Origin of the sequence: Streptomyces sp. NPDC088817 (assembly GCF_044750345.1) — a bacterium.
Classification (GTDB): domain Bacteria; phylum Actinomycetota; class Actinomycetes; order Streptomycetales; family Streptomycetaceae; genus Streptomyces.
Genome location: NZ_JBIVJN010000014.1, coordinates 153,397 through 178,273, shown reverse-complemented (window position 1 = coordinate 178,273; position 24,877 = coordinate 153,397). Strand labels below are relative to the sequence as shown.

The window sequence follows — 24,877 nt, the reverse complement described above, 5'->3', positions numbered from 1 at the left end:
CCTGGCGCGGGGGAAGGCCGCCCCTCCCGGTGGGAGACAGTCCGGCGGCGCATCAGGAGATGACTGTCCGGCGGGGCGTGATCGTCGGCATCCTGGCCGCCACGGCCGGACCTGTCATGTATCTAAGCTTGTATCTATGTCTGCTATGGTCGATATATGGCCGCAGTCCCCACCGCCTCCTCCGCCGCCCGTGTCCCGGCCGCGGAACGTGCGTACGACCTGACCAAAGAGCTCATCATCGGCGGGCGGCTCCCCGGCGGGAGCCTCATCAGCGAGGGCGAGATCGCCGAACGCACCTCGCTCAGCCGCACCCCGGTCCGCGAGGCGTTCCTCCGCCTCCAGGCCGAGGGGCTGCTGCAGCTCTTCCCCAAGCGCGGAGCCGTGGTGGTACCGGTCGGACCGGGCGAGGCCGAGGACGTCCTGGAACTGCGCGAGGCGCTGGAGAGCAGCGCCGTGCGCCGCATCGCCCGTCGCGCCGAACCGCTCACCGGCCTGGTACGCCGGCTGTCCGACCTGATCGACGTCCAGCGGGAGCACGCCGGACGGGCCGACGTCGCGGCCTTCGCGGAGGCCGACGAGGCGTTCCACCACGCCATCGTGGCGGCCTCCGGCAACGATCTCGCCGAGCGCTTCCACGGCACGTTGCGTGACCGCCAGCGACGCATGGCCGTGCAGCTCCTCCAGCCGCAGCCGGGTCGCCTGGCCCCGCTGATCGGCGAGCACGCCCTGCTCGTGGAGCGGATCGCCGACCGTGACGACGCGGGGTTCGCCGACGCCCTGCGCGCCCACCTGGACGCCCACCGCGGCGCGACCGGCCCCTGAGCCCGCCCGGGGACGGCCTCGGGAACGAAACCGGCGAAATCCGGGACAGGTCGTCCGAAGGCGTCCCGGAAACACCCCCTGGACCTCGGGGGGCAGCACGTGAGCAAGCAAGGAGCAGCACCGCCATGAGTACCACCCGGTGGCCGACCGGCCGTCCCGCCGCACCGAACGGCAGGGGCAGGCCGTGGCTGCCGGCGGCGGCCGCCATGTTCTGCTCCGGATGGGGCGGCAACCAGTTCACCCCGCTGCTGCTGATGTACCGCCGCCTCGGCGGCTACTCCGAGGTCACGGTCGACGCCTTTCTCGCCGCCTACGTCCTCGGACTCGTGCCCGGACTGCTGGTCGGCGGGGCCGCCTCGGACCGCCACGGCCGCCGTCCGCTGATGACCGTCGCGACCGCGGCGTCGCTCGCGGCCAGCGCCGTCCTGTGCGGGGGAGTCGCCGGGCAGATACCCGTCTACGTGGGCCGCTTCCTCAGCGGCCTGGCCGTCGGCATCGCGATGGCGGTCGGCACCAGCTGGGTCAAGGAGCTCTCCCAGGCACCGCACGACCCGGCGGCCGACGCCGGCGCGGGGGCGAGGCGCGCCTCCCTCTCGCTGACCCTCGGCTTCGGCCTCGGCGCCGGGGTGGCCGGCGCGCTGGCCCAGTGGGGCCCCTGGCCGATGATCACCCCTTACCTGGTGCACGTCCTGGTCACCGTGCCCACGCTGTTCCTGCTGGCGCGCGCCGTGGAGACCCGTACCCGGACGACCGCCGTCCGCGGCCTGTGGGCCGATCTCAAGGTCCCCGCCGCCGGACACCGCCGCTTCCTGCGCGTGGTCCTTCCGATGGCTCCGTGGATGTTCGGCGCGGCCGCCGTCGCCTACGCGGTCACCCCCCAGCTGATCGGCGACCGGATCGGGAACTGGGCCCTGGCCTACGCCACCCTGTTGACCGTCTGCACCCTCGGCACCGGGGCGCTGGTCCAGCCCCTCGCCAAGCGCCTGGACTCGCTCGACTCGGCGCGGGGCGTCATCGTCTCGATGATCCTCATGGCCTGCGGCATGGCTGTCTGCGCGGGGGACGCGGCCGTCCGCTCGCCCTGGCTCGGTCTCGGCGGAGCCGTACTGCTGGGGGCCGCCTACGGCATCGGGGTCGTCTCGGGCCTGCTGGAGATCCAGCGGATCGTCACCGCCGACGACATGGCCGGCATCACCGGCGTCTACTACGCCCTGTGCTACTCCGGCTTCCTGCTGCCCGCCATCCTGGCGGCGCTGTCCGCGCTGGCGTCGTACACCGTGATGCTCGCGGTCCTCACCCTTCTCGCCCTGGCCAGCCTCACGGTGATCACCACCTCCTCCCGGCGGACGATCCCCGCCCTCTCCCCGGCCGGGACCGGCCCCACCGAGCCCTGCCCGGCCGAGGCGCCGGTCCACTGAGCTCGGACCCCGGCCCGCTGAGCCCTGCCTTGCGGAGCTCCCGGCCTGTTGAGCCGGGCCCCCGGCCGACCCGCGAGGGCGGCTGCGTTCCCACGCGCCCCGGGACTTTCGGACACCGGCACGCCCTCATCCGCCCCCCAGGACTTCAGCCGGCAAGGCGCCCGCGGCCCTGGTCGCCGACGCGCCGTTTCCGGGCGCCCCGATCGCATGACGGAGCGTCAGGTCCGGCGTGAGTACCCTTTCGCCGCCGCCCGCAACCAATTCGCACGCAACTGTGCAGTCCGCGTGTACGTTTCGCTAGGCTTCCCGGCATACCGGCAGATCAGGGGTAACGGAGTGTCGGAACGGCAGCGCACCGAGAGGACCACCATCGTGGACGGACGCGATCGGCTGGGGAAGCCCCTGTACGAGCGCGAGAACGAGGTGACCGCCGCTCGGAAAGCGGTGGACGGGATCTGTGCGGGCGGGGGGAACGCCGAAAGCAGGCGGGGCGGACTGCTGTTCTTCAGTGCCGCCGCCGGACTGGGCAAGACGACCGTACTGGCCGAGATCCGCCGCATGGCCGCGGCCCGCGGCTGCACCGTGCTGTCCGCCCGGGGCAGCGAGCAGGAGCACACCGTCCCCTTCCACGTCGTACGCCAGTTGCTTCAGCCCGTCCTCGCGGCCTGCACCGAGACCGAGCGCCGTGACATCTTCGGCGGCTGGTACGAGATCGCCGGACCGGCCGTCGGCCTGTTCGCCCAGAAGACCGACACCGCCGGCCCGGACCCGCAGGGCGTCCGGGACGGTCTCGACTGGGTCGTCACCCAGGTGGCCGTGCGCCGCGCACCGGTCGTGATGGTCCTCGACGACGCCCACTGGGGCGACCTGGAGTCCCTCGCCTGGCTCGCCGCCTTCGCGGTGCGGGCACGGGAACTCCCCATCCTGGTGGTCATCGGCTACCGCCCGGACGAGGTGCCCGCCGAGGCGCAGGCATTCCGCGACCTGGTCGACGGCCGCAGCGCGCGCCCGATCCCGCTGCACGCCCTCAGCCCGGAGGCGGTGGCCGAACTGGTGCGGGGCTCGCTCGGAGCGGAGGCCGACGACCTCTTCTGCCGCGAGTGCTGGGTGGTCACCGGCGGCAACCCCTACGAGGCCGTGGAGCTGATCGCCAGGGTCCAGGACCGTGGCCTCGCCCCGGACGCGGAATCGGCCTCCCTGCTCGGCGAACTCGGCGCGAGCGCACGCGGCACCGGTCTGATCAAACGCCTGGAGAGGCTCGGCCACGCCGCCGTCCGGCTCGCCTGGGCCGCCGCCGTGCTCGGCACCGAGATCTCCGCGGAGCTGGCCGCGACCGTGGCCGGACTGCCCCCGGCCGAGGCGCAGGCCGCCGTGGACCGGCTGCGTGTCGCCCGCATCCTCACCGGCACCCGCACCCTCGAGTTCATCCACCCGCTCATCGCCACCGCCGTCTACCAGGCCATCCCGCCCACCACGCGCACCGCGCTGCACGGTCAGGCCGCCTGGGCGGTCGCCGACGCCGGCCTGGGCATCACCGCCGCCGCCCGGCACCTGCTGGAGACCCACCCCGAGGGCGACCCGAACACCGTCCGTCAACTGCGCGCCGCCGCCCGCGAGAACCTCCGTCTGGGCGCGCCCGACGCGGCCCGGCGCTGCCTGGAACGCGCGCTGCGCGAACCTCCCGCGCCCGAGGACCGCGCGGGCGTCCTCCACGAACTCGGCTGCTCCGCCCTGCTCACCGCCCCCGCCACCACGGTCAACCACCTCACCGCCGCCCTGGAACAGCCCTTTCTGGATCCGGAGTTGCGGGAGAACGCCACCTTCCGGCTGGCCCAGGTGTTCGCGCACAACGACGAACTCGCCAAGGCCGCCGCCGTCGCGGGCGCCGAGGTGGCCCGGTCCGTGTCCCCGCGGGCACGGCTGCGCATGCAGGTCGCCCACTACCTGTGGCTCGTCTTCGACGCCCACGAGGAGCAGGCGTCAGAGCGCTCCCGCCGGCTCGCACGGCTCGTCGAGCACCTGCCCGGCGAGGCCATCGAGGAGCGGGCCCTGCTGTGCGTCCGCACCTGGGACGCCGTGCTGCGCGGGGAGCCGGCCACGGACACCCTGGACATCGCCCGGCGCGCCATGGGCCTCAGCTACACCGACCCGGACTGGGGCTTCGAACTGCCGAGCGTGGTCGCGCTCAGCTACATGTACGCCGACGAGTGCGACCGCGCGGAGGAACTGTTCAGTTCGGCCATCGCCGAGTGCGAGCAGGTCGGCTGGAGCGGCGCCCACCTGTCCTTCGGCTTCACCCTCCTCGGCCTGGTCTGGTTCCGGCGCGGGATGCTCGTCAAGGCGGAGGAGTGCGCCCGAGAGGGAGTGCGCCTGGCCGAGCGGGTCGGCGACCGGGTCCCCGCCCGGTGGTACGCGGTGGGGCTGCTGGTGGACGTCCTGCTGTCCCGGGGCCGCGTGGAGGAGGCGCTGAAGGTCGCCAGGACGTACGACTTCGCGCCCCCGTACCTGAACGCCGTGGTGTTTCCGGACTCCCAGACGGTCTACGGGCGGCTGCTTCTCGCCCGTGGCCTCCGCAAGGAGGCCGAGGCGCAACTCACCGCCGCTGGGGCCCGGTTGGAGGCCAAGGACATCGTCAACCCGACCTGGTGCCCCTGGGCGGGACACCTCGCCCTCGCGGTCGCCGAGGAGGACCCCGTACGCGCCCGCGCCCTCACGGCGAAGATGCTGCGGCGGGCCGAGCACTTCGGTACGCCCACCGCCATCGGCGAGGCGTTGACGTTCAGCGCGGCGGTGGCCGAGGACGGGCAGGCACTGCCCCTGCGGGAGCGCGCGGTGGAGATACTGCGCCGATCGCCCAGCCGGCACGCGTACGCGGAGGCCCTGATCGACCTCGGCGCGGAACTCTGCCGCGGCGGCGCCACGGACCGGGCGACCGAGCTTCTGCACGAGGGCGTCGAGCTGGCGGAGGAGTGCGGTGCCGACCGCCTCGCCGACCGGGGCCGCGCCGAACTGACCGGGGCGAGACTGCGGCTCAACGGGACACGCCCGTTGGCACGACGCGGCGCGAGTGCCGCGGACCAGAGCTGAACAGGGGGAGGAAAAGGGGGGAGTTCTCAGCGCGGACGGCCCAGACCGGCGTCACGTGCCCGGACGATGGCCTGGCTGCGCCGGGTCAGGTGCGGGGCGGCTTCACCCACCCCTTCATGCCGGGGCACGTCGCGTCCGGCGTCGGACTGCTCGTCGCCGCGGTCGGCTTCGCCGGGGTCGGCCGGGCACTCCTGCGCATGAGCGACGACGACTTCGACCGGGCACCCGGCCGCCCCGCCTGACACAGCCCGGGGGTATCCGCTACCGGGGCGTCGGTATCGAGCGCTGAACCGCGGGCGGCGCGGCCGGGATCCGTTCCAGGACGCCGCCCGCGAACACGTCGTACAGCGGCAGCGTCTCCAGGTGCACGTAGCCGATGTGGCAGTCGCACACGGCCAGCGGGCACGGGCGGGGGCGCAGGGCCCGCCGGTAGGAGCCGTCGTACAGGTTGCCCAGCTCTGCCCGGACGAAATGGCAGCGGCGCACCGTGCCCTCGCCGTCCACCGATATGACCGACTCTCCCGTACGGCAGGGCAGGCCCGCGCTGCGGTGCGGGTGCCGGCTGTACGGGAACAGAGGGTCGAGGGCCGTCCACCGGTCGGCCTCGGCGTCGGTGTAGGTGTGGCCCTCGGCGGCGTTGACCCACAGGTAGACGTGGTCGGGAAGGTCGGCGCGCAGCCGCCGCGCCTGCTCCAGGTGCTCGGGAAGGCCGACGACTCCGACGCTGTGCCGGACACCGCGCGCGGCCAGGTCGTGGCACTTGGCCAGGAAGCGGTCGTACGGTGTCTGCCCGGGGTGGAAGGTGCACCACAGGGCGAGGGAGTCCAGGCCGGCGGTGTCCAGCCAGTCGGTACGGCAACTGAGATTGGTCTGGATCGCCACCCGCCGGATGTGCGGCAGCCGGCTCAGCTCCGCGAGCGTACGCCGGTACCAGGACCGCACCAGGCCCTCGCCCCACGGCGTGAACAGCAGGGAGAGCCGGTCGTCGCGCTGCGCCGCCGCCCAGGTGGCGAAACGCTCCAGCGCGGCACGGTCCGCGGTGAGTTGGTCGCGGCTGTCCCGGCGCTTGGCGAAGGGGCAGTACGGGCAGTCGTAGTCGCACGACGCCAGCGGGCCGCGGTAGAGGATCGTCAGGTCCATGCGCGCTCCGTCACTTCGGCTCGTACGCGGCCATGCGCTCGCGCACCGCGGTGGAGAACAACTCGTGCCCCAGCGCGTCGGAGTGGGCCAGCCCCTCGGGGGACAGCCGCAGCAAGTCCGGGCCCGCGGAGCCGTCCAGCCAGCCCCGCTCGCGGAACCGGTCCAGCTCGCTCGCGAAGTCGTCGCCGGGCGCGCTGCCGAAACGGGCCCGGTAGTCCGCGACGGGCATGCCCTCGGCCTGGAGCAGTGACTGGAGCAGATGGCGGCGCCGGGACTCGTCCGCGGTCATCTCCCAGCCGAAGTCCGCGTGTCGGAAATCGTCGGCCGGGCGTGCCGTGTAGTCGTCGATGATCCCGCGTATGCGGTGCATGTCGACGGCGTAGTCGAAGGAGTAGTGCAGTCCGGAGGTGTACGAGCGGGAGCCGCAGCCGAGGCCGACCATGCCGTCGCTCTGGCACGCGTAGTCCTCGCCGCCGGTGGCGGGGGCGTCCACGCGGCGGAACATCCGCATCGACACCTGCTGGTAGCCCCGCGCGAGCAGGTGGTCGCGGCCGTGGCGGTACAGCCGCAGCCGCTGCTCGTCCCAGTCGGCGTCACCGCCGGGCGCCGATCCGCGGTGCCGGCCGAGACCGGTGAGCGGCCGCACGTAGAGGGGGTAGAGGTACAGCTCCTCCGGCCGCCAGTCGAGGGCGGCGTCGAGGGAACGGGTCCAGGACTGCTCGGTCTGGCCGTCGATGCCGTAGATCAGGTCGATGTTGAGGACGGGGATGCCGGCGTCGCGGATCCGGGCGAGGGCCGCTTCGACGTCCGCCCGGCGCTGGGGGCGTACGGCCGCCCGCGCCTCGGAGTCGACGAAGCTCTGCACGCCCAGACTCAGCCGCGTGGTGCCGCGGTCGGCCAGCACCGCCAGCCGGTCGGCGGTCGCCGTGGCGGGCGAGGCCTCCACCGACAGGGGGATCGCGGAGAGGTCGGCGCCCAGGCCGCGCTCGGCCAGATCGCACAGCCGCTCCAGCTCGGCCGCCTCGAGGAACGTCGGAGTGCCGCCGCCGAAGGCCGCGTTGGCGTACCGCGCCCCGTCGCCCAGCGCCTCGCGCACCGCGCCCGCCTGCCGTTCCATCGCGTCCAGATAGGCCGTGGTCAGGCCGTCCGGCGCCCCGATGCGGGTGAAGAGATTGCAGAAGCCGCAGCGCACCTCGCAGAACGGGATGTGGAAGTAGAGCGAGAGCGCGTCCTTCGGCTCGTCCGCCCACAGCGCGCGCAGGGACGCCCGCTCCCGGGCCAGGGGGCGGTACGCGGTCTTGTGCGGGTACGCGTACACGTACTGCTGGTACGGGCGGACGGCGCTGGGCGCGACCACCGCTTCGGCACTGGTGACGGTCATGGTCATCGGTCTCCGTCGACGAAGAAGTGGGCGTAGGGCACGGTCCATACGACGTCATGGCCGATGCGGTGGCCGTGGTAGCCGTCCTCGCCGTACGCCGTGCCGTGATCGGAGCAGACGACGGCGAAGCACGGGCGGCGGCCGGCGACGGCGGCCAGCAGCCGTCCCATGTGCCGGTCGACGTACTCGAGGGCCGCGGCGTGTGTGGCCCGCGTGTCACCCGCCTCGCGGGTGGCCCCGGGGAAGTGGAACCAGTTGGGCTGGTGCAGGGCCGACACGTTCATGAAGAGGAACAGCCGCTGATCGTGGGGGAGTTCGGCGACGACCTGCTCCGCGCAGTCCACCTGGGCCTCGAACGACGTGGGCGAGGCCACCCCGAACTCCGGCCGCCAGTGGCTCTCCTGGAACATCCCGGGCAGGACGGAGCCCAGCGGCCCCTGCTTGTTGAAGAAGCCCACGCCGCCGATGCACACGGTGCGGTAGCCCACCGCGGCCAGGCCCGAGACCAGGTCAGGAGTGTCGTGGACGAAGGTGCCGTCCGCGGTGGACTCGCTGCCCGCGAAACGGGCGGCGAAGAGCCGAGGATGCGGACCCGGGGCGGCCGGCGTCGGCAGGAAGCCCGCGAACATCGCCTGGTGGGAGGCGTAGGTGAAACTGCCGGGGGCGTGCCGGCGCTCCCAGGCTCCGCCGGGCAGGTGCCGGGCCAGATTCGGAATGCGTCCGGCCGCCGCCAACTCCTGCGCCACGTCGTAGCGGAGGGTGTCGAGCGTGACGAACAGGATGTCGTGGCTCCCCACGATGTCGTTCATGTCAAGCGCTGGGGTCATGGTGGTGCTCCTTGCGTTGTGCTCGCCGCGCGGGGATCGAGGCCGGGGCCGCCGGGGCCGGGTCCGGGGCGGGGTCCGGTGCGGGGGCCGCCGGTTCGGGGGCCGGTGCGGGCGTCCGTCCGGCGACCTGCGCGGCGTTCGGGGCGGCGGTCCGTGTCGCGGCCCGTACGACGGCTGGTGCGGGGGCGGTTGCCGGGGCCCGTGCGGTCCGTGCGTCGGTTCGCGCGTCGGTCCCTGCGCCGTCCCGCACGACGGCCCGTGCGGCAGCTACCTGTGCGGCGTAGGTGTCCAGGCCCTCGGCGCCACTGCCTGGCAGGCCGGTGAGGCGGGGCAGGAGGTCCCCGAATGCGTTCACCTCGCCGACCGTGAAGCGGCGCCAGGCCGTCGCCGGCAGGATGTCCACGCCGACGCACAGGGTGCCGGGGAAGCACGCGGCCGCCCGTTCGGCCACGTCCAGCACGTCCGTGAAGCCGCCTCCCGCGGTCCGGATCGCCGCGCGTACCGTGTCCAGGTCGCCGCGGGCGCCGCCGAGGTGCAGATTCGTCATGGGATACGGGCTGGTCCGTACCACGGCATGCGTGGCGCGTCCTGCCACCACGACCACCCGCAGGTCGGCGGCCCGGCCGCCCTGCGAGGCCTTCGGCAGCCACCGCTCGACATGGAGCCCGTCCGGGGCCAGCGCGTCGACGAGGGCGGCGACCTCTGCCTCGGTGGTGTAGTGGCGCACCCGGAGGGAGTTGTGGAGGCGGCCGTCGGCCGTGGTCTCCACGGAGGTCGTCGCCCTGACCCGGCCCGGACCCGCCAGCGTCAGCGCCACGACGCCGGAGGCCGACGACCCGTGCGCCGGCTTCACGAACGCCCGTGAGATCCGGGCAGCCTTCAGCCGCTCCCGGAGACCGTCCGGCCCGGACCAACCACGGACCGGACCCGTCAGGGCCGGGGGCACCGGTACGCCCGCGGCGGCGAGCCGGGCATGGCAGCGCCGCTTGTCGAACAGGACCGCGATGTCCTCCGGGTCGGCGGTCGTCACCGCGCCCGCGCGCCGCGCCGTGGCGGTCAGTTCCCGGACCGCGGCCGTGAACCGGCGGTGCCACAGAGCCGTTCCCTCGACCCGGGTGGGGTCGTCGGTGTCCCGCAGCAACCGGTCGACCTCGGCGTCCTCGCCGGGGGAGTCGATCCGCACCAACTCGCCCGGCGAGAAGGCGTACCGTCCCCGCAGCACGTCCCGCCACGCCAGCACGCGGGGTGCGGGGTGACCGGCCGCACGCGCGGCGTCGGCGAACATCGTCGTCCGCCGGCTCTCGGGATTGCCGACGACGGCGAACCGCAGGCCCGCGGCGGGCGCCGGGCTACTCGGAGACCGCGACATACCGCCACTCCTGGTCTCCCCAGCTGTCGGGCGTCTGCTGGTCCGACACGTCCACCTCGGCACCGCTGGAGCCGACGGCCTCGCGGATCCGATCGGCCATGGACTCGCTCAGGAAGTGGTGGTGCAGGTCGAGCCGGGTCAGATGGGTGAGCGGCTGACCGTCGAGCAGCGCGGTCGCGCCGTCGTCGGTGAGCACGCCCAGGGACAGGTCGAGCGACGTCAGCTGAGCGACGACGGGAGCCCCGGCGACGGCGGCGGCGATCTCGTCCTGGATCTCGCTGTTGCGCAGGCCGAGATGGCGCAGCGCCGGGAAACGTCCCCCGGCCAGGATCGGGGCGAGGTCGGCGACCCCCGAGTCGCCGCCGTACGCCTCCACGCCGAGCCACATGTCGAGGTGCTCAAGGACGGGGAACTCACAGGCCGCGACTCCGCGCACGACCTCGCCGGGCAGACCGCCGGCCTCGAAGCGGAGCCTGCGCAGGTGCTCGTGGCGGACCGCCGGGAAGCGCAGCCCGGTGCCGCCGCGGATCCCGAACTCCTCCAGCTGCGGATAGGCGTCGAGAACCGGTGTGACGTCGGACTGCTCGATCCAGGAGATCTCCGACTCCTCCATCTCCAGGTCCCCGATGAACACGGCCCGGAGCGAGGTCAGCCGGTCACGGGCGTCGACGAGGCGCCGCACGATGCTGCTGGAGTCGTTCTCGTACGCCTCGCCCCACTGACCCACGATGATGGCCCGCACCCCGGCGGGGTCGACGGAGTCGAGGAAGCGGTCCCACAGGTCACCGAAGTTCTCCTGCGGGGGGTCCGCGTACGGCTCGACGGCCAGCCACCAGGCGGCGGCACCTGCCTCCGGCAGCTCCCGCTTCCCCGCGAACTGGGCGAAGTCGAAGGCCGGGAGGCCGTGCAGTTCCTTCAGATGCTCGACGTTGGACATGACGCTGGCCTCCTGGGGCTCTCACGCATTGCGTTGTTCGCGAAGAGTTGTACCAAGCGGCTCTGACATCGGCGGTCCCGGGCCGGGCCGGGAGCCGTGCCGTGAGGCGTTGTCAGACCCCCCGCGTAGCGTCGTGGACATCGGTCGGTGAGGTGCCGACGGGGAAGGGAGAGCTGTATGTACCGGCAGGGGGATGTCCTGATCGTGCCCGTGGCGGAGGCGGCCGTACCGCACGGCACGGACCGGCTGCCGCACCAGCCGAGGGACGCGCGGGGGAGGCTCGTCCTGGCTCTCGGCGAGGTCACCGGACACGCTCACGCGGTGATCGGACCGGGGACGCTGGTCAGGGAGGCGGGCCCGTTCGGAGCGTCCTACCTTCATCTCCCGGACGGCGGTCGGGTGGTGCACGAGGAACACGCGGCGATACCGCTGCCCAAGGGCTGGTACCGCGTGGTACGGCAGCGGGAGTACGCGCCCGGCGCGGTGCGCGTCGTGGCGGACTGAGGCAGCGTGCTGAGGCGACGTGCCGAAGCGGCGTGCTGAAGCGGCACATGGGGACAGCGGATTGAAGCGGCGCGTTCGGACAGCACAGTGAGACGGGCCGGACTGGGACAGCGAAGAGCGGAACGATGAGGACACCGACGAAAAACGTGAGCGAGACCGTGTTCGACACCGCGCACGAGACCGTGCCTGACACCGCGCACGAGGCGACCGTGCGGGCGGACACGACGGCGATGTGGCGCGAGATGGCCGCGGCGACGGGCCCCGCCGACCGCCCGGCGGCCGAGGCGGGCGTGCGCCTGGCCTACCGGCTGGCGGGTCTGCCGGAGCCGGAGCACATCATCTGGGCGGGCTCGCCCAGCGAGGGCGTCGCGGTCGCCGCGCGGCTCACGGCGGAGGGCACGGCCGGCCGTACCGTCCGCGACGCGGTGCGCACCCGGCCCTGGGCGGCGGCGCGCAAGCGCGTCCTCGACCGGCTCGGACCGGCCGGCTGGGCCGCGCGCTGGGCCCTGACGGGCGCCCAACTGTGGGACGGCACGGTCGCGCTGACCGAACGCGTACGCACCGGCGTGGTCGAGGCCGCGACCACCGCGCCCGAGGACGAGCAGGCCGTCCGGCTCGTCCTGCTCGACGCGGTCCTCGGCCAGCACGACGCGGCCTGGCTGGCGGCCTTCGACGGCCAGGACGGCGCCCAGGCACTCGACGGAATCGCCGCGGTCGCCCGCTCGGCCGGCTGGTGGTGGCCGTACGAGAGGGCAGCGGTCGTCTGCGAACGCCCCGTGGAACTGCACCGGGACGAGGCCGGCCGGCTCGACCGCGCGGACGGGCCGGCGCTCGCCTTCCCCGACGGATTCGCGCTGCACGCCTGGCGCGGTATGCCGATACCCGCGGACTTCCTCGCCGAGCTGGGGGAGCTGACTCCGCGACGCATACGCGAGGAGGAGAACGCCGAGCTGCGCCGCGTGATGCTGGAGCACTACGGCTACGAGCGCTACCTGGAGGATTCCGGCGCCGAACCCGTGCAGCGTGACAAGGCGGGGGTGCTGTGGCGCATCGAACTGGAGGGTGACGAGCCGCTGGTGATGGTCGAGGTGGTCAACTCCACCCCGGAGCCCGACGGCACCCACCGTACGTACTGGCTCCGGGTGCCGCCGAGCACCCGGACCGCCCGGGAGGGAGTCGCCTGGACCTTCGGCCTGGACGAGGCCGACTACGTGCCGGAGAGGGAGACCTGAGTCCAGGGTCGGCACGGTTGGAGAGTACGACGCCGGTCCTGTCCAGGGCCCAACGTCCCGCGCACCCAGGGACGTTGGGGCATTTGTCCCTAATGCCATACTGACCTGCGGTTTCAGCGGACGGATCGTCCCTGGTTCCCGTCGTATCCCCCCACCGTTCCTCACACTGTTCTTCAGGAGCCCGCCCATGCCTCGACTCATCCGCCAGCTTCCGGGCAGCGCACCGGACCGCCCGGCCCGGCGCGCTCCGGCCCGGGCCCTCGCCGCGGGTGCGGCCGGACCGGACGCCGTGCGGCTGACCGCCGTCGGGCGTGAGGCGCGGAGGGGACGCCGATCATGAGCGCGGAAGACGGCAACTACCACGCACTCCTCGCCCGGCACGACGCGATGCGACTACGCCGCCAGATGCTCTCCTCCGGGGCCTTCCCGAGCGGTGGCGGCCCCGGCCTCCGCGGCTCGGCCGGGCAGCCGTACGACGGGGTCGCCGATCAGCAGACGATCATGCGCGATCTGGACCTGGTGGCCCCGTTCGAGGAGCTGATCGCCCACCTCTACCAGGCACTGTTCACCCGGCATCCCTCGCTGCGATCGCTCTTCCCCGCCGAGATGGCGTTCCAGCAGGCCCACCTGGCACGGGCGTTCTGGTATCTGCTCGAACACCTGGACAGGCCCGAGCAGATCACCGAGACGTTCACCCAGCTGGGCCGTGACCACCGAAAGCTCGGCGTGCGCCCGGCACAGTACGCGGCCTTCGAAACGGCGCTCTGCGAGGCACTGCGCATACGCGCCGGCGAGCACTGGACCGCGGAACTCGAGCAGGCCTGGGTCCGGATGGTGCGCTTCGGGATCACGGCCATGGTGCAGGGCGCCGAGGCGGCGCTGCACGAGCCGCCCTGCTGGGAGGCCACGGTGACGGCGCACCGGCTGTGCGGCCCGGACCTCGCGGTGCTCCGAGTACGGCCGCACGAGACCTTCCGGTACCGGGCCGGGCAGTACACCGCCCTGGAGTCCGCGCGCCTGCCGCACACCTGGCGCCCCTACTACCTGGCAGGCGAGCCCGGCCGGGACGGTGACCTGGAGTTCCATGTCCGCCGTACCTGCCCCGGCGGCGTGAGTGAGGCCTTGGTGCGCCACACCACGGCCGGCGACCGGATACGGCTCGGTCCCCCCAAGGGGAACCTGGCACTCGGCGAGGAGCCGACGGGCGAACTCCAGCTGGTGGCCTGGGACACCGGCTGGGCCGCGATGAAGGCACTGCTCCAGGAACTGGAAGGCCGCCTGCGCCCGGCGCCCGAGCACCGGGCGGGCCGGGTACGTCTCTTCCTGGGCGCCGACGGGCTGTCCGGCCTGTACGACACCGAGTACCTGACAGGGCTCGAACGCAGCCGCCCGTGGCTCACCGTGGTCCCGGTGACGGGCGGGACACCGGGGGAGGGCGCCTACGACCACTTGGCCCGCGCGGTGACCAGGAGCCGTCCCTCGGCGGCCGGTCGCGCCCTGCTTGCGGGGCCGCCCGCCATGGTCCAGGCGGTGACGGCCGCGCTCACCCGCGCCGGGCTGCCCGCCGCACACGTCCGCCACGACCCGCTGCCGGCCGGCCCCCGCGACCTGCCAGGACCGGCGGGGAACTTCGACTCGGCCGGTCCCTGGACGTTCCAGGGGCAGTCGATCCCGGCGTGACCGACCGCCACGACGGAAGCCGCGCTCTCCCGGAGGAGACCGGCATCTGACAGGGACCGACCTGTGCGCGAGCCCGGCCGACCGACGCGAGAGTCCTGCCGACCGAAAGGAACCGGCCGGGCTTTCGCGTCGCCCGCACGGCTGGCAACATGATCCGCCGGCGCGTACAAATGTCATGTTCGAGTCAGCGGTCACAGGCTTCCAGGCGGTGCAGATGAAGAAGAGACTGTGCGGTGCCGTGCCGCCCTCGGCGTGCTCGTCACCGTGGGCGTACTCCCGGCGCAGGCGTCCCCGACACAGGCGTCCCCGGCCCCACAGCCGGTTCGGCAGGCCCAGGGCCTGCCACTGGGACCGTCCGACCTCCCCGAGACCCGCACGACGACGACCCTCCAGTCGGGCGTCACCCTCACCCGCATCGTGCGCGGCGCCCTCGACCCGGCACTTCGCTGGACGGTCGAGGTGTCCATTCCCGGCGGTGAGACCTCACCCGACCCCGACGCACCGCCGACCGCCCTCAAGGACAGGGCGAGCGCCGAAGAACTGGCCGCCGCCCTCAAGCGCGACGGCTTCCCGGCCCGGGTCGAGCAGGTGACGACGTCGAGTACCGCCGACTACGCCGGCGGCACCCTCGGTTGGCGGGTCCGGGTCGGCTCGTTCGACGCGCAGTCCGGCGCGGCCTCCGAACAAGCACGGTTGAAGGCGGCGGGGCACGCGGGATCGGCGGTGTACACCGGCTGGGACGGCGACCGCACGGACAGGGGCCCGTGGCGCGTCGACGTGCTCACCATCGACCCGCGCCGTTTCCACGGGAGCCTGGAGGCGTCGTACGGTCCCGACCTGGAGAACCGCGAGACGACCAGCGCCCTGTCGAACGCGGCCGGCGCGACCGCTGCAGTCAACGCCGGGTTCTTCGTCCTCGACCCCCTCGCGGGCGCACCGGGAGACCCGGCCGGCGTCGGTGTCTACGACGGCCGCCTGCTGAGCGAACCGGTCAGCGGATGCCCCGGCCTCGTCACGCACACCGACGGCGGCCGGACCGAGATCACCCGCTTCACCTGGCAAGGACGCGTCACCGGCCGGGGCACCTCGCTGAGCCTGAACGGCGTCAACCGCGTACCAGGCCTGATCAGGAACTGCGGCGGCGGCGCACACGACATCCCGACCGCGCTCCCGCTGCACGACGTGACCTGTACCAACCCCGACGAACTCGTCGCCTTCACGCCCGACTTCGGGCAGCGCACCCCCGGAGGCGCGGGACTCGAAGCCGTCCTGGACGGCCACGACCGCGTCATCGAACTGCGCACGCCACGCGGTGGACCGCTGCCGGCCGGCGGCAGGTCCGTGCAGGCGACAGGCCGACGCGTCGCCGAGCTGACCGCCCTCGCGCGGGTCGGCGACCACCTGAACATCAAGGCCACGCTGCTGGACGGACGCGGACACCCGGTCACGCCCTCGCCCAGGACCGACATCGTGAACGGCGGCCCCGAGCTGGTCCGCGACGGCCGGCTCCACGTCACACCGGCCACCGACGGCATGGTGCACCCGGGCGACCCGAGCTTCTACTACGGCTGGGTGCACAAGCGGAACCCGCGCACGCTGGCAGGAGTGGACGCCGCCGGACGGACCGTGCTCATCACGGCCGACGGACGCAGCACCGGTGCCCTCGGGCTCAGCATCACCGAGGGCGCCGACATCGCCAAGTCACTCGGACTGCGCGACGCGATGAACCTGGACGGCGGCGGATCCACCACGATGGTGATTGACGGCAGGGTGCTCAACCAGCCGTCCGACGCCGCCGGCGAACGCCCCGTCGGAGACGCCCTGCTGATCCTGCCCCACAGGAGTTGACCCCCCGGTGCTGGGATTGGGGTACACGTGAGGACATCTTTGTCCTATGTGTACCATGTCAACCACTTTTCCGTTGATGCGAAAACGGGCGCCGTGTACGGTGAGTGCATGACGGACAACGCCGCCCCACCAGCCGGCCCTCTGGTCACCGGCTCCGAGATCGCGCGGCTCGCGGGTGTCACCCGGGCAGCGGTCTCCAACTGGCGTCGGCGGTACGACGACTTCCCCGCACCCACGGGCGGAGGCGTCAGCAGTCCGCTCTTCGATCTCGCCGAGGTCAAGACCTGGCTGGACAAGCAGCGCAAGGGCCAGGACCTCTCGGAGGAAGTGCAGCTCTGGCAGGCGCTGCGCGGAGCGTACGGCGACGACATGGTCACCGCGCTCGCCGACGTCGCCACGGTACTCGCCGGCGCCCCGACGAAGCGGCCGGAGGCCCTGTCGAAGGAGGCCGCCACCCTGGCCCGGCGCCTGGCCGACAGTGCCTCGCCCGGCGAGGTGGTCGACGGCCTCGCCGAACGCTTCACCGACTCCGTGCGCCGGGCCGGCTCGGACCAGGTCACCTCTCCCCGCATCGTTCGCGCCGTACGGCACCTGGCCGGTGAAGTGGCGGACGGCGCGACCGTCCTCGATCCGGCCTGCGGCATCGGCACCCTGCTGCTCGCTGTCGGACCCGAGCGGGGACCGCGGCGGATCGGACAGGAGGTGGATGCCCGCAGCGCCCGTTTCGCGCAACTGCGCGCCGACCTCACCGGACGGACGGGCGCCGACATCACCGCCGGAGACTCCCTCCGCGACGACCGGTGGAGCGACCTCAAGGCCGATCTGGTCGTCTGTGACCCTCCGGTGGGGGACACCGACTGGGGGCGTGAGGAACTCCTCCTCGACTCACGATGGGAACTCGGCATCCCGTCCCGGGCGGAAGGCGAACTCGCCTGGCTGCAGCACGCGTACGCGCACACCGCTCCGGGCGGCAGGGTCATCATGGTCATGCCTGCCTCGGTGGCCTACCGCAAGGCCGGCCGCCGCATCCGCGCCGAACTCGTACGCCGCGGCATCCTCACCCAGGTCACGGCCCTGCCGCCCGGCTCGGCCGTGTCGCACGCGCTCCCGGTGCACATCTGGCAACTGCACCGGCCGCTCTCCCTCGGCGACCCGGCCACCAGTGTCCGCATGGTGGACCTGACCCGGAACGATCCGGACGGCCCCCTGGACGCGCGGCCGGACCAGTCGACGGACGTCCCGCTCATCGAACTGCTCGACGACGTCGTGGATCTGACCCCCGGCCGCTATGTGCGCGAGTCCCACCGCGACTACGTGGCCGAGTATCGGCAGTTGCGGAGCGAGCTGGCCGAACAGGTCGGCATGCTCGCCGAACTCCTTCCGGCCCTGGGCGCGGGGGGACGCCTGAGTGCCCCTGACGGCCCCTCCGTCAGCGTCGCCGACCTCACCCGGGCCGGTCTCGTCGAGTACGGCGGCGCCGAGCCGGTGTCGATCAGCGATCAGCTCGACACCGACTTCCTCCAGGGGTTCCTGCGCAGCGTGGCCAACACGCGCCGGTCCACCAGCGCCAGCGGAACGTTCCGCCTCGACGGCAAGGGTGCCCGCGTTCCCCAGATGGACATCGCCGAGCAGCGCCGCTACGGGGCGGCGTTCCGTGCCCTCCAGGAGTTCGAGGAGCGGGCGAGAAGGATCGCCGAACTGAGCCGCGACGCGGCCGCCCTGGCTCGCGACGGCCTGGCCAACGGCGCCCTGGAGCCCAACGGCTGAGCGCCCCTCGGCCCACAGGAACCACCGGACTCACACCCCCTCTCACGGAGGCACCGCTCCCGCAGCAGACAGGAGCGGTGCTTCGGCGCGCCGCGAGAACGGCTCCGCACACACCGTCGCCGGCACCCCGGAGCCGATCGTACGCATGCCGACGTTCACGGAGTTCACCAGCAGCGCGACAGCGGCGGACGTAAACGGCAACGCCGAATAGGAAGCCTGTTGACACGATCAACGGACGACTCGTAATGTCACCCGTGAGCCTCCGTTCGCCCACGGCCCGCGGAGGTACGCCGTGATCCACACAGCTCTGTCCTTGGGGGGACCATGCACGCCCGTACCAGAATCGCCGCCGTTGTCGCCGTCGCCGTCGGCGCGCTCACCATCACCGCCTGCGACACCGGCGACACGGTCGTCGACAAGCCGAAGGAGCACGCCGCCGCCAAGGCGGACAGCGGCAAGGACGCCAAGAAGGGGAAGTCTTCGGAGGCCGCCAAGGTCGGCGACACCCTCACCCTGAAGGGCTTCGAGAAGGGCAGCCAGCTCGACGTCACGGTCGTCAAGGTCGCCGACCCCGGCAAGCCGGCCGACGAGTTCACCGAGCCCGACGCCGGCAAGCGGTTCGTCGGCGTGCAGTTCCAGCTCATCAACACCGGTAAGGCGGTCTACAGCGACAGCCCGTCCAACGGCGCCCAGGTCGCCGACAGCGAGGGCCAGCAGTTCGACTCCACCTTCGCGGACATCACGGCCGGCCCGTCCATGTCCTCCAGCCTGAAGCTCAAGCCCGGAGCCAAGGGCCTCGGCTGGATCGTCTTCGAAGTCCCCAAGGCCTCCAAGCTCGACGCCGTCCAGTTCACCATGGACTCCGGCTTCGCCGACCAGACGGGCGAATGGAAGCTGAAGTAGCCACGGCGTGAGGGCACGGCGCCGAGCGGCGGCATCGCCTCAGGGACCGCCCCTCAGGTCAGGGTGTTGGTCAGGTGAGGCCCTATGTATCCGATGTATATCCCATGCTCGGCGCCGGCCCCGTCGTAGTAGTGGAGCCGAGGCGCGATGGTGTTGCCACCGCCGACCCGCACATGTGCTCCCATGAAGACCTTCCTGGACGAGTCCACATGCTCGGGCACGGGGAAAGTCCGCTCCCGGCGCCATGCCGCGTTGTTCTTCACCGTCTTGGACTCGTCCCGCACGATCTTCCGCGGTGAGATCGTGCGTACTCCGCCAGGAGCGGCACCGGAGCACCACTGCTTGAAATCACCCAAAGCCTGCTTCGTAGCTGCCGCGTCCGCGAAGTCCCGGAGCGCCAACAGTGCGTCCCAGGTCATGCGCACCCACGAGGAACCGTAGGCCTGCGCGTCGAGCTCACGGGTCACCTTGCGGGAGCCAGTGAAGTGTAGACGGGGCAAACGGCCGAAGCGGCTGAGTAGTTCCTCGAAGGATTCCGGGACGTCCTCCGTGGTGGATACGGGGGTGTAGGCGGCAGCCCCGGCGCCGATGGTCACCAGGTGCTTCTGCAAGGACAGCAACTGAGCACGGATCGTGCTCAGTTCCCGGTACTGCTCGTCGTACTCCGCGATGAGCAGCGTCTCGTTGTCTTCCGCCTTGCGTAGTTCGTGCTTCAGGTCGCGGATCTCGTCGGCCCGAACCCGCTGTTCCCGTCCGGCTTCCTCGAGGATCTCCAGGAGCACCTCGTTCTCGATGCGCAGCCGTTCCAGCTCGGGTGCGCTGGAGTCACCTCGCGTGCGGGTCCGCATGACCGGAACGGAATCGAATTCGACAGGAAGGGGAGTGCGTGCGGCCAACCGCTGCGGCAGTTGAGCGAGGATGTGCCGAGCTCGGGAGGGCTGTTCGGTGAGCATCCGGCGGGACATCACCCGGTGCCGCTGCCCGTCGGCGGGCCAGGCCGGGTCCACTCCTGGCAGGTAGGTGCGGACACCGCCGCCGTAGACCCGGTGATATTCCAGCGCACGGTTGAAGTGGGCCTCCGCCTCGGGGGCCAGAACGTACAGAATGGCGAGTCCGGCCAAAGGCCGTACCAGTGGGTCCACTGTCTGTTCCAGCCAGACGTCGAAATCGACTCCGTAAGGTGTGCTGGCCACGACGATCGGCAGGCGGCGCGTTTCGTCGCACAACTCGTCGATGATGTCATCGACGTCTTCTGCCTCGACGACCTGTGGCTGTGCAGTGACGTCGGCGACGCCGTCGCGCGCGTCCAGTACATCGAGGAGGCTGCGCGCCAGCCGCGGCGTCTTGGCGGGCACCGGCTGCGTGTCGGGGTCATCCGGAAGATGTTCGACATCCAGTTGGACTCTGGTCGGACCGCCTCCAGCTTGGCGAACCAGCACGGTGGTCTGCCAGGTCCCACTGGACAGGCTCTCCCGCAGCCGCCAGCGTCCGTACGCTCCCGAGGTTCCCGTCGCGGAGTCGTGATCGAGGGTCACACCGTGGGCTATCTCATTGCGCCCCTCGGCGAAGGCGGCAACGTCGTAGCTTTTCGGGGGCTCCTTGAGCCACAACCGGAGCCGGCTGTCGATCTGCGCGCCTGTGGTGACGTAGTCCAGTCCGCTGGTGACGACCATGCGGTAGCGGCGGGTGTCCAACAGAGGTCCTCGCATTGTGGGAAATGTCGTGGGCGTGCTCCTGCAATTCCAGCATGGTGCGTGCTTGTTAGCGGCGTCAACGCGGTTCACAGTGTCTATCTCTCGCACCGACCGTGCGAGCGGGCCACGGGTGCCACCGGCGCGCCTGGCCGGCCGGGTCCTGGTGGGCCCAGGGCCGGCCGGCGCCGTCAGCGGTTGCTGTCACGACTGCGTGAGCAGCGAATTCAACGCCTTCGCCGTAGCCGGATGCCCAGTAGTCAGCGCTGCGCCCGAACGCGCGGAACCGGACGCCGCCCACGTGCCCTCGCAGCCAAGGAGTTCTGCCACCGCGTCGCACGTCGTCGGGTGGATGGACAGCAGTCCGGCACCCGAGGCGGGCGGGACGTCTGCCTGTGTCCACCCCTCCGTGCAGCCCAGCAGCTCAGCCACCGCGTCGCAGGTCGCCGGGTGGGCCGGGAGCAGTGCGGCGCCCTGGTGGTGGGGTGCTCCGGGCTGCGAGCGGCGGGTGGCAGGTGGGGCGGGGGGTGTCCGCCACGGGGGTATCCACGTGTCCAGGGTCGCCAGCCGGCCCGGGAAGACGCGGCCGGCCTCGCGGATCAGCAGCGGGGCCAGCTCCGCGGCGCCGGAACGCATCGTGGTGATGAGCAGCGGCAGCCACGGCAGCAGCACCGCGTCGGGCAACCGGCCGAACGCGTTCGACACCGCCTCGACGACCACGTCCGCCAGCCCCGGCACCGGCTCCAGCGCGTGGACGAAGCCACTGAGGTAACGGGGATAGGCGGGCACCACCAGCGGATTGTCCAGCAGCGCGTCGCACCGGTCCCGCAGCTCGGCCCGCGACAGCGTGCCGAGTTGGACCTGCGCGGCCCACAACAGGGCCGTCCTCGACGGCTCCTCGGGATGCGACTGGGCGACCGCCAGCTCCAACTGGGCCCGGTCGCAGCCCAGTGACAGCGCCAGACTCTCCATGCTGAACAGGAAGCCGAGCATCGCCGCGACCTGCCCGACCGTCGCGTCCTCGTCCCGGAACGCCATCGGCAGCAGTGTGCAGTAGTGGGCGTAGCCGGTCTTGACGAACGACTCGATCCACGCTGGCAGCGCCGGTTCGCTGGTGCGGTAGTACGCCAGCAGCCCCCGCACCCGGCGCAGCACCTCCGGTGCGCCGTCGACACTGCGCTCGGTCGCGAGCAACTTCAAGGCGTGCGTGCCGAGTTCGTCGGCGAGGCGGCGGCTGCGCAGGTACAGGACCGCGTCCTCGACCGCGGCCAGCACGGTCGCGGTCGTGGCCTGCGGGCCGTACGCGTCGCGCCGCAGCCGCTGCTCCAGGACCTGCTCGATGCTGACACCCTCGTAACCGAGCTCGATCAGGGCCCGTTGATGGGTGCCGAGCGCCAGATCCCAGGACTCCTGGATCGAACGCTCACCGAGTCGCCGCTCGCCCATGATGGGCCGGGCCGCGCCGTGCGGCATCAGGCGCCGCAGCATCCACAGAACGTCGGAGCAGGGCCGGAGTTCCGGCCGGGAGGCCATGTCCAGCAGGGCCCGTTGCACGCCACGCTGCTGGAGCTTCAGCCCGAGCGGCGCCAGCCGGTCGTGCACGTCGCGGGCGAGCGGCGGCAGCGCGTCGTAGCCGACCTGACCGATCCGGTCGCCGCCCATCATGATCTCGACGAGGCGCCGCACGTCCCGCCGCCCCGGCACGGCGTCCTTCTCGATGCAGGTGACCGCCGCGTCCTGGAAGTCGTACGGCGTCGGCTTGGCCCGGTCCCGCATCCCGGCGAGCAGGACCGACGTCTCGAACACCGCGATGGCGTCCGCCGTGGAGGCGAGGTAGCCGTTGCGCCGGGCCGCGCGCACGATGTCCACCGACCAGCCGAGCAGTTCGGCCTCGTCGAGGCCGTCGAGCACGGGCGGCCTGCGCAGGAAGCCGGACAGCCGGTCCGCGTCCCCGGCGGTGGACTCCGGTGCCGGGACGGTGGTGTGACTTCCCCGGGCCTTCTTCACAGAGGTCTTCTTGGCCGAGGCATTCTTCGTACCTGCCTGGCCCTCCAGCCGGTGCGGCCGCACACGGGTACGCTTCAGACTCTTCGCCCACTCGGTCGAGGCAATCGACACCGAGCCGGCGGCAAGCCCGAACTGCGCCTCGATCGCCGCGTGGCTGGACGGGATGAGGCCGTACTGCCAAGTGGTGGCCGTGCGCGGGGAGATCGCGAACGTGCCGGTGCCGTGCACGCCGAACTCCTCGACGCGGCTGACGGCGTGGAAGGCCCCGCACACGTACAGGCAGTCCGCCGGATCGGTCCCGGTCGCCGTCAGGTGCTCGCGTATCCGGGTCCACATGTACCGTTCCCGGTCCTCGTCCACGCGGACCCGGTCGCCGTCGCCCGGAGCGAGGCGCCGGAACAGGCTGCCGACGAGGAACATCACCTGGCGGTAGGTGTCGTGGTCGGCGGCACTGTCGCCGAGGGGCACCTCGACGTACTGGTGCCACCATTCCGACCAGTGCCGCACCCTGCCGTGGGGCAGCAGGTGCTCCTCCAGCTCGGCGAAGCGCGGCCGGAGGTCGCCGAGTTCGACGCCGACCGCCTCACCGTGCAGCGCGGCCTCGGCCGGAGCGTCGGTGTCCTCCGCCGTCTGTACGCCGCCGGTGTCCCACTGGAAGACGTGGTCCGCGGACCGGTCCACGAGGACCAACTCGACACCCGGGGTGTCCAGGGCGTACGCGATGGCCTGGTACTCGGCCGACGCCTCGGTGATCGGTGCGACGACCGACAGCGGAGCCCAGTCCTGGGGGAAGCCGTCGACGTCACCGGCGAACGCCTGCACCGCCACCGGCAGCCGGCAGTTGCGCAGTTCGGTCAGCAGCGGTGCCATGTCCTCGCACAGCTCCAGGTAGACCACCTTGGGCTGCTTCTCGCGCAGCCGCCGGGCCATGGCGGTCGCCGAGGCGGGCGAGTGATGGCAGACGGGGAAGATCTCCAGCGGTTCGCGCACCGCCCGGTCGACGTCGTCGACCATGCCGAGGAGGATGCCCTCCAGTGCGTCGGGCCCGCCGGCGAACGCGGTGGCGGCATCCTGCAGTTGACCGCGCAGCGCCGTGAACGTGCCGCTCTCGTGGGGCCCGCTCATGACAGCGTGGCGATCGCGTCGCGGCCGCCCTCCAGGAACTCGGGCCAGGAGCCGCCCTCTTCCTTGCTGCGAGGCTCGACGACACCGTGCAGGTACTTGTTGAGGATGGCCAGGTCCTCGGGCTCGCGGCGGGTGAGGGAGCCGACCAGGGAGGAGGCGAGCGTACGGGCGGTCAGGGCGCGTTCGCCGAAGAAGTTGCTGTGCAGGACGGCGTCCTCCAGCACGCCGATCTGCTCGGCGGTCGACAGGGCGGACTCCAGCTTCTCGTCGTCGCTGCCGGCCGCGGCGGAGGACGCGCGCAGATCGGCGAAGCTCTGCAGGAGGACGTCGAGCAGGGTGGGCGGCACGTCGAGGTCGATCGAGTGCCGGCGCAGCAGTTCCTCGGTGCGGAAGCGGACGATCTCCGCCTCGCTCTTCTTGTTCGTCATCACCGGAATGCGGACGAAGTTGAACCGGCGCTTGAGCGCGGAGGACAGGTCGTTGACGCCCCGGTCGCGGCTGTTGGCCGTGGCGATGATCGAGAAACCGGGCTTGGCGAAGACGATGTTGTCGCTGCCGCCGCTCTCCAGTTCGGGAACGGAGATGTACTTCTCGGAGAGGATCGAGATCAACGCGTCCTGGACGTCACTCGTGGACCGGGTCAGTTCCTCGAAGCGGCCGATGGCACCGGCCTCCATCGCCGTCATGATCGGCGAGGGGATCATCGACTCCCGCGACTGGCCCTTGGCGATGACCATGGACACGTTCCACGAGTACTTGATGTGGTCCTCGGTGGTGCCCGCCGTGCCCTGCACCACCAGCGTGGAGTTGCGGCAGATCGCGGCGGAGAGCAGCTCCGCCAGCCAGCTCTTGCCGGTGCCGGGGTCGCCGATGAGCAGCAGCCCGCGGTCGGAGGCGAGGGTGACGATGGAACGCTCGACGAAGCTGCGGTCGCCGAACCACTTCTGCGAGATCTCCCGGTCCAGACCGTCGGAGCGCTCGGAGCCCAGGATGAACAGGCGGACCATCTTCGGGGACAGACGCCACGAGAACGGCTTGGGACCGTCGTCGATCGACTCCAGCCACTCGAGCTCCTCGGCGTACTTCACCTCGGCGGGGGCGCGCAGCAGGTCGGACATGGGAAGGGCCTTTCCAGGAGG

General features: G+C 72.0%; 17 protein-coding genes and 1 pseudogene. 10 read left to right on the top strand and 8 right to left on the bottom strand.

All coding sequences use genetic code 11. The features are described from left to right. Positions 1–156 precede the first annotated feature (156 nt). From ACIP4X_RS25090 to ACIP4X_RS25075, 4 genes are all read left to right on the top strand, one after another. A complete protein-coding gene (locus ACIP4X_RS25090; RefSeq protein WP_358731632.1) occupies positions 157–822 on the top strand; it encodes a GntR family transcriptional regulator in 666 nt (221 codons plus the stop codon). 125 nt (positions 823–947) lie between these two features. Beyond that, entirely contained in the window at positions 948–2,240 is a 1,293-nt protein-coding gene (locus ACIP4X_RS25085; RefSeq protein WP_358731634.1) for an MFS transporter, read from the top strand. Positions 2,241–2,612: 372 nt separating this feature from the next. Next, on the top strand, positions 2,613–5,327 hold the full coding sequence (locus ACIP4X_RS25080) for an AAA family ATPase (RefSeq protein WP_358731636.1): 2,715 nt from the start codon (positions 2,613–2,615) through the stop codon (positions 5,325–5,327). A 116-nt stretch (positions 5,328–5,443) separates the two neighbouring features. Beyond that, positions 5,444–5,569, top strand: coding sequence for a hypothetical protein (locus tag ACIP4X_RS25075; protein WP_358731637.1), 126 nt, complete (start codon positions 5,444–5,446; stop codon positions 5,567–5,569). A 19-nt stretch (positions 5,570–5,588) separates the two neighbouring features. On the opposite strand, the gene ACIP4X_RS25070 is transcribed toward ACIP4X_RS25075, so the two are convergent. From ACIP4X_RS25070 to ACIP4X_RS25050, 5 genes and pseudogenes are all read right to left on the bottom strand, one after another. Then, complete coding sequence (locus ACIP4X_RS25070) at positions 5,589–6,467, bottom strand: STM4011 family radical SAM protein (RefSeq protein WP_358731639.1); 879 nt, start codon at positions 6,465–6,467, stop codon at positions 5,589–5,591. Positions 6,468–6,477: 10 nt separating this feature from the next. Further along, positions 6,478–7,854, bottom strand: coding sequence for an STM4012 family radical SAM protein (locus ACIP4X_RS25065; RefSeq protein WP_358731640.1), 1,377 nt, complete (start codon positions 7,852–7,854; stop codon positions 6,478–6,480). Further along, positions 7,851–8,657 carry an STM4013/SEN3800 family hydrolase gene (locus ACIP4X_RS25060; protein ID WP_358731863.1) on the bottom strand — a complete coding sequence of 269 codons (807 nt, stop codon included), beginning with the start codon at positions 8,655–8,657 and terminating at the stop codon, positions 7,851–7,853. The genes ACIP4X_RS25065 and ACIP4X_RS25060 overlap by 4 nt, the downstream gene beginning before the upstream one ends. Before the next feature lie 259 nt (positions 8,658–8,916). Beyond that, positions 8,917–10,044: pseudogene (locus ACIP4X_RS25055) on the bottom strand (STM4014 family protein); the annotation flags it as partial. Then, positions 10,025–10,981, bottom strand: a complete 957-nt coding sequence (locus ACIP4X_RS25050) for an STM4015 family protein (RefSeq protein ID WP_358731643.1) — start codon at positions 10,979–10,981, stop codon at positions 10,025–10,027. The gene ACIP4X_RS25050 and the pseudogene ACIP4X_RS25055, both read right to left, overlap by 20 nt. A gap of 177 nt (positions 10,982–11,158) precedes the next feature. Here ACIP4X_RS25050 and ACIP4X_RS25045 point away from each other — a divergent pair, with 177 nt between their 5' ends. From ACIP4X_RS25045 to ACIP4X_RS25020, 6 genes are all read left to right on the top strand, one after another. Next, positions 11,159–11,485, top strand: a complete 327-nt coding sequence (locus ACIP4X_RS25045) for a hypothetical protein (protein WP_358731645.1) — start codon at positions 11,159–11,161, stop codon at positions 11,483–11,485. A gap of 230 nt (positions 11,486–11,715) precedes the next feature. After that, a complete protein-coding gene (locus ACIP4X_RS25040; protein ID WP_358731865.1) occupies positions 11,716–12,717 on the top strand; it encodes a DUF6745 domain-containing protein in 1,002 nt (333 codons plus the stop codon). 336 nt (positions 12,718–13,053) lie between these two features. Next, positions 13,054–14,397 (top strand): globin domain-containing protein, encoded by a 1,344-nt coding sequence (locus ACIP4X_RS25035; RefSeq protein WP_401350703.1) that lies wholly within the window; start codon positions 13,054–13,056, stop codon positions 14,395–14,397. Between the two features lie 228 nt (positions 14,398–14,625). Next, positions 14,626–16,245, top strand: coding sequence for a phosphodiester glycosidase family protein (locus ACIP4X_RS25030; protein WP_358731649.1), 1,620 nt, complete (start codon positions 14,626–14,628; stop codon positions 16,243–16,245). A gap of 108 nt (positions 16,246–16,353) precedes the next feature. Next, positions 16,354–18,012, top strand: a complete 1,659-nt coding sequence (locus tag ACIP4X_RS25025) for an N-6 DNA methylase (RefSeq protein ID WP_358731650.1) — start codon at positions 16,354–16,356, stop codon at positions 18,010–18,012. A gap of 324 nt (positions 18,013–18,336) precedes the next feature. After that, positions 18,337–18,915: a DUF4352 domain-containing protein gene (locus ACIP4X_RS25020; RefSeq protein WP_358731652.1), complete on the top strand. Its 579-nt coding sequence runs from the start codon at positions 18,337–18,339 to the stop codon at positions 18,913–18,915. A 53-nt stretch (positions 18,916–18,968) separates the two neighbouring features. Here the strand turns inward: ACIP4X_RS25020 and ACIP4X_RS25015 are convergent, their stop codons facing one another. From ACIP4X_RS25015 to ACIP4X_RS25005, 3 genes are all read right to left on the bottom strand, one after another. After that, on the bottom strand, positions 18,969–20,609 hold the full coding sequence (locus tag ACIP4X_RS25015) for a hypothetical protein (RefSeq protein ID WP_401350699.1): 1,641 nt from the start codon (positions 20,607–20,609) through the stop codon (positions 18,969–18,971). A gap of 201 nt (positions 20,610–20,810) precedes the next feature. Then, positions 20,811–23,738: a hypothetical protein gene (locus tag ACIP4X_RS25010; RefSeq protein WP_401350696.1), complete on the bottom strand. Its 2,928-nt coding sequence runs from the start codon at positions 23,736–23,738 to the stop codon at positions 20,811–20,813. Beyond that, positions 23,735–24,856 carry an AAA family ATPase gene (locus tag ACIP4X_RS25005; RefSeq protein ID WP_358731660.1) on the bottom strand — a complete coding sequence of 374 codons (1,122 nt, stop codon included), beginning with the start codon at positions 24,854–24,856 and terminating at the stop codon, positions 23,735–23,737. The genes ACIP4X_RS25010 and ACIP4X_RS25005 overlap by 4 nt, the downstream gene beginning before the upstream one ends. Between the last annotated feature and the right edge of the window lie 21 nt (positions 24,857–24,877).

Excerpts from the sequence above, each read along its gene's own strand:
- ACIP4X_RS25065 (WP_358731640.1), bottom strand. The coding sequence starts at position 7,854 with ATGACCATGACCGTCACCAGTGCCGAAGCGGTGGTCGCGCCCAGCGCC.
- ACIP4X_RS25085 (WP_358731634.1), top strand. The coding sequence starts at position 948 with ATGAGTACCACCCGGTGGCCGACCGGCCGTCCCGCCGCACCGAACGGC.
- ACIP4X_RS25070 (WP_358731639.1), bottom strand. The coding sequence starts at position 6,467 with ATGGACCTGACGATCCTCTACCGCGGCCCGCTGGCGTCGTGCGACTAC.
- ACIP4X_RS25090 (WP_358731632.1), top strand. The coding sequence starts at position 157 with ATGGCCGCAGTCCCCACCGCCTCCTCCGCCGCCCGTGTCCCGGCCGCG.
- ACIP4X_RS25060 (WP_358731863.1), bottom strand. The coding sequence starts at position 8,657 with ATGAACGACATCGTGGGGAGCCACGACATCCTGTTCGTCACGCTCGAC.
- ACIP4X_RS25020 (WP_358731652.1), top strand. The coding sequence starts at position 18,337 with ATGCACGCCCGTACCAGAATCGCCGCCGTTGTCGCCGTCGCCGTCGGC.
- ACIP4X_RS25075 (WP_358731637.1), top strand. The coding sequence starts at position 5,444 with ATGCCGGGGCACGTCGCGTCCGGCGTCGGACTGCTCGTCGCCGCGGTC.
- ACIP4X_RS25050 (WP_358731643.1), bottom strand. The coding sequence starts at position 10,981 with ATGTCCAACGTCGAGCATCTGAAGGAACTGCACGGCCTCCCGGCCTTC.
- ACIP4X_RS25035 (WP_401350703.1), top strand. The coding sequence starts at position 13,054 with ATGAGCGCGGAAGACGGCAACTACCACGCACTCCTCGCCCGGCACGAC.
- ACIP4X_RS25045 (WP_358731645.1), top strand. The coding sequence starts at position 11,159 with ATGTACCGGCAGGGGGATGTCCTGATCGTGCCCGTGGCGGAGGCGGCC.
- ACIP4X_RS25025 (WP_358731650.1), top strand. The coding sequence starts at position 16,354 with ATGACGGACAACGCCGCCCCACCAGCCGGCCCTCTGGTCACCGGCTCC.
- ACIP4X_RS25010 (WP_401350696.1), bottom strand. The coding sequence starts at position 23,738 with ATGAGCGGGCCCCACGAGAGCGGCACGTTCACGGCGCTGCGCGGTCAA.
- ACIP4X_RS25005 (WP_358731660.1), bottom strand. The coding sequence starts at position 24,856 with ATGTCCGACCTGCTGCGCGCCCCCGCCGAGGTGAAGTACGCCGAGGAG.
- ACIP4X_RS25040 (WP_358731865.1), top strand. The coding sequence starts at position 11,716 with ATGTGGCGCGAGATGGCCGCGGCGACGGGCCCCGCCGACCGCCCGGCG.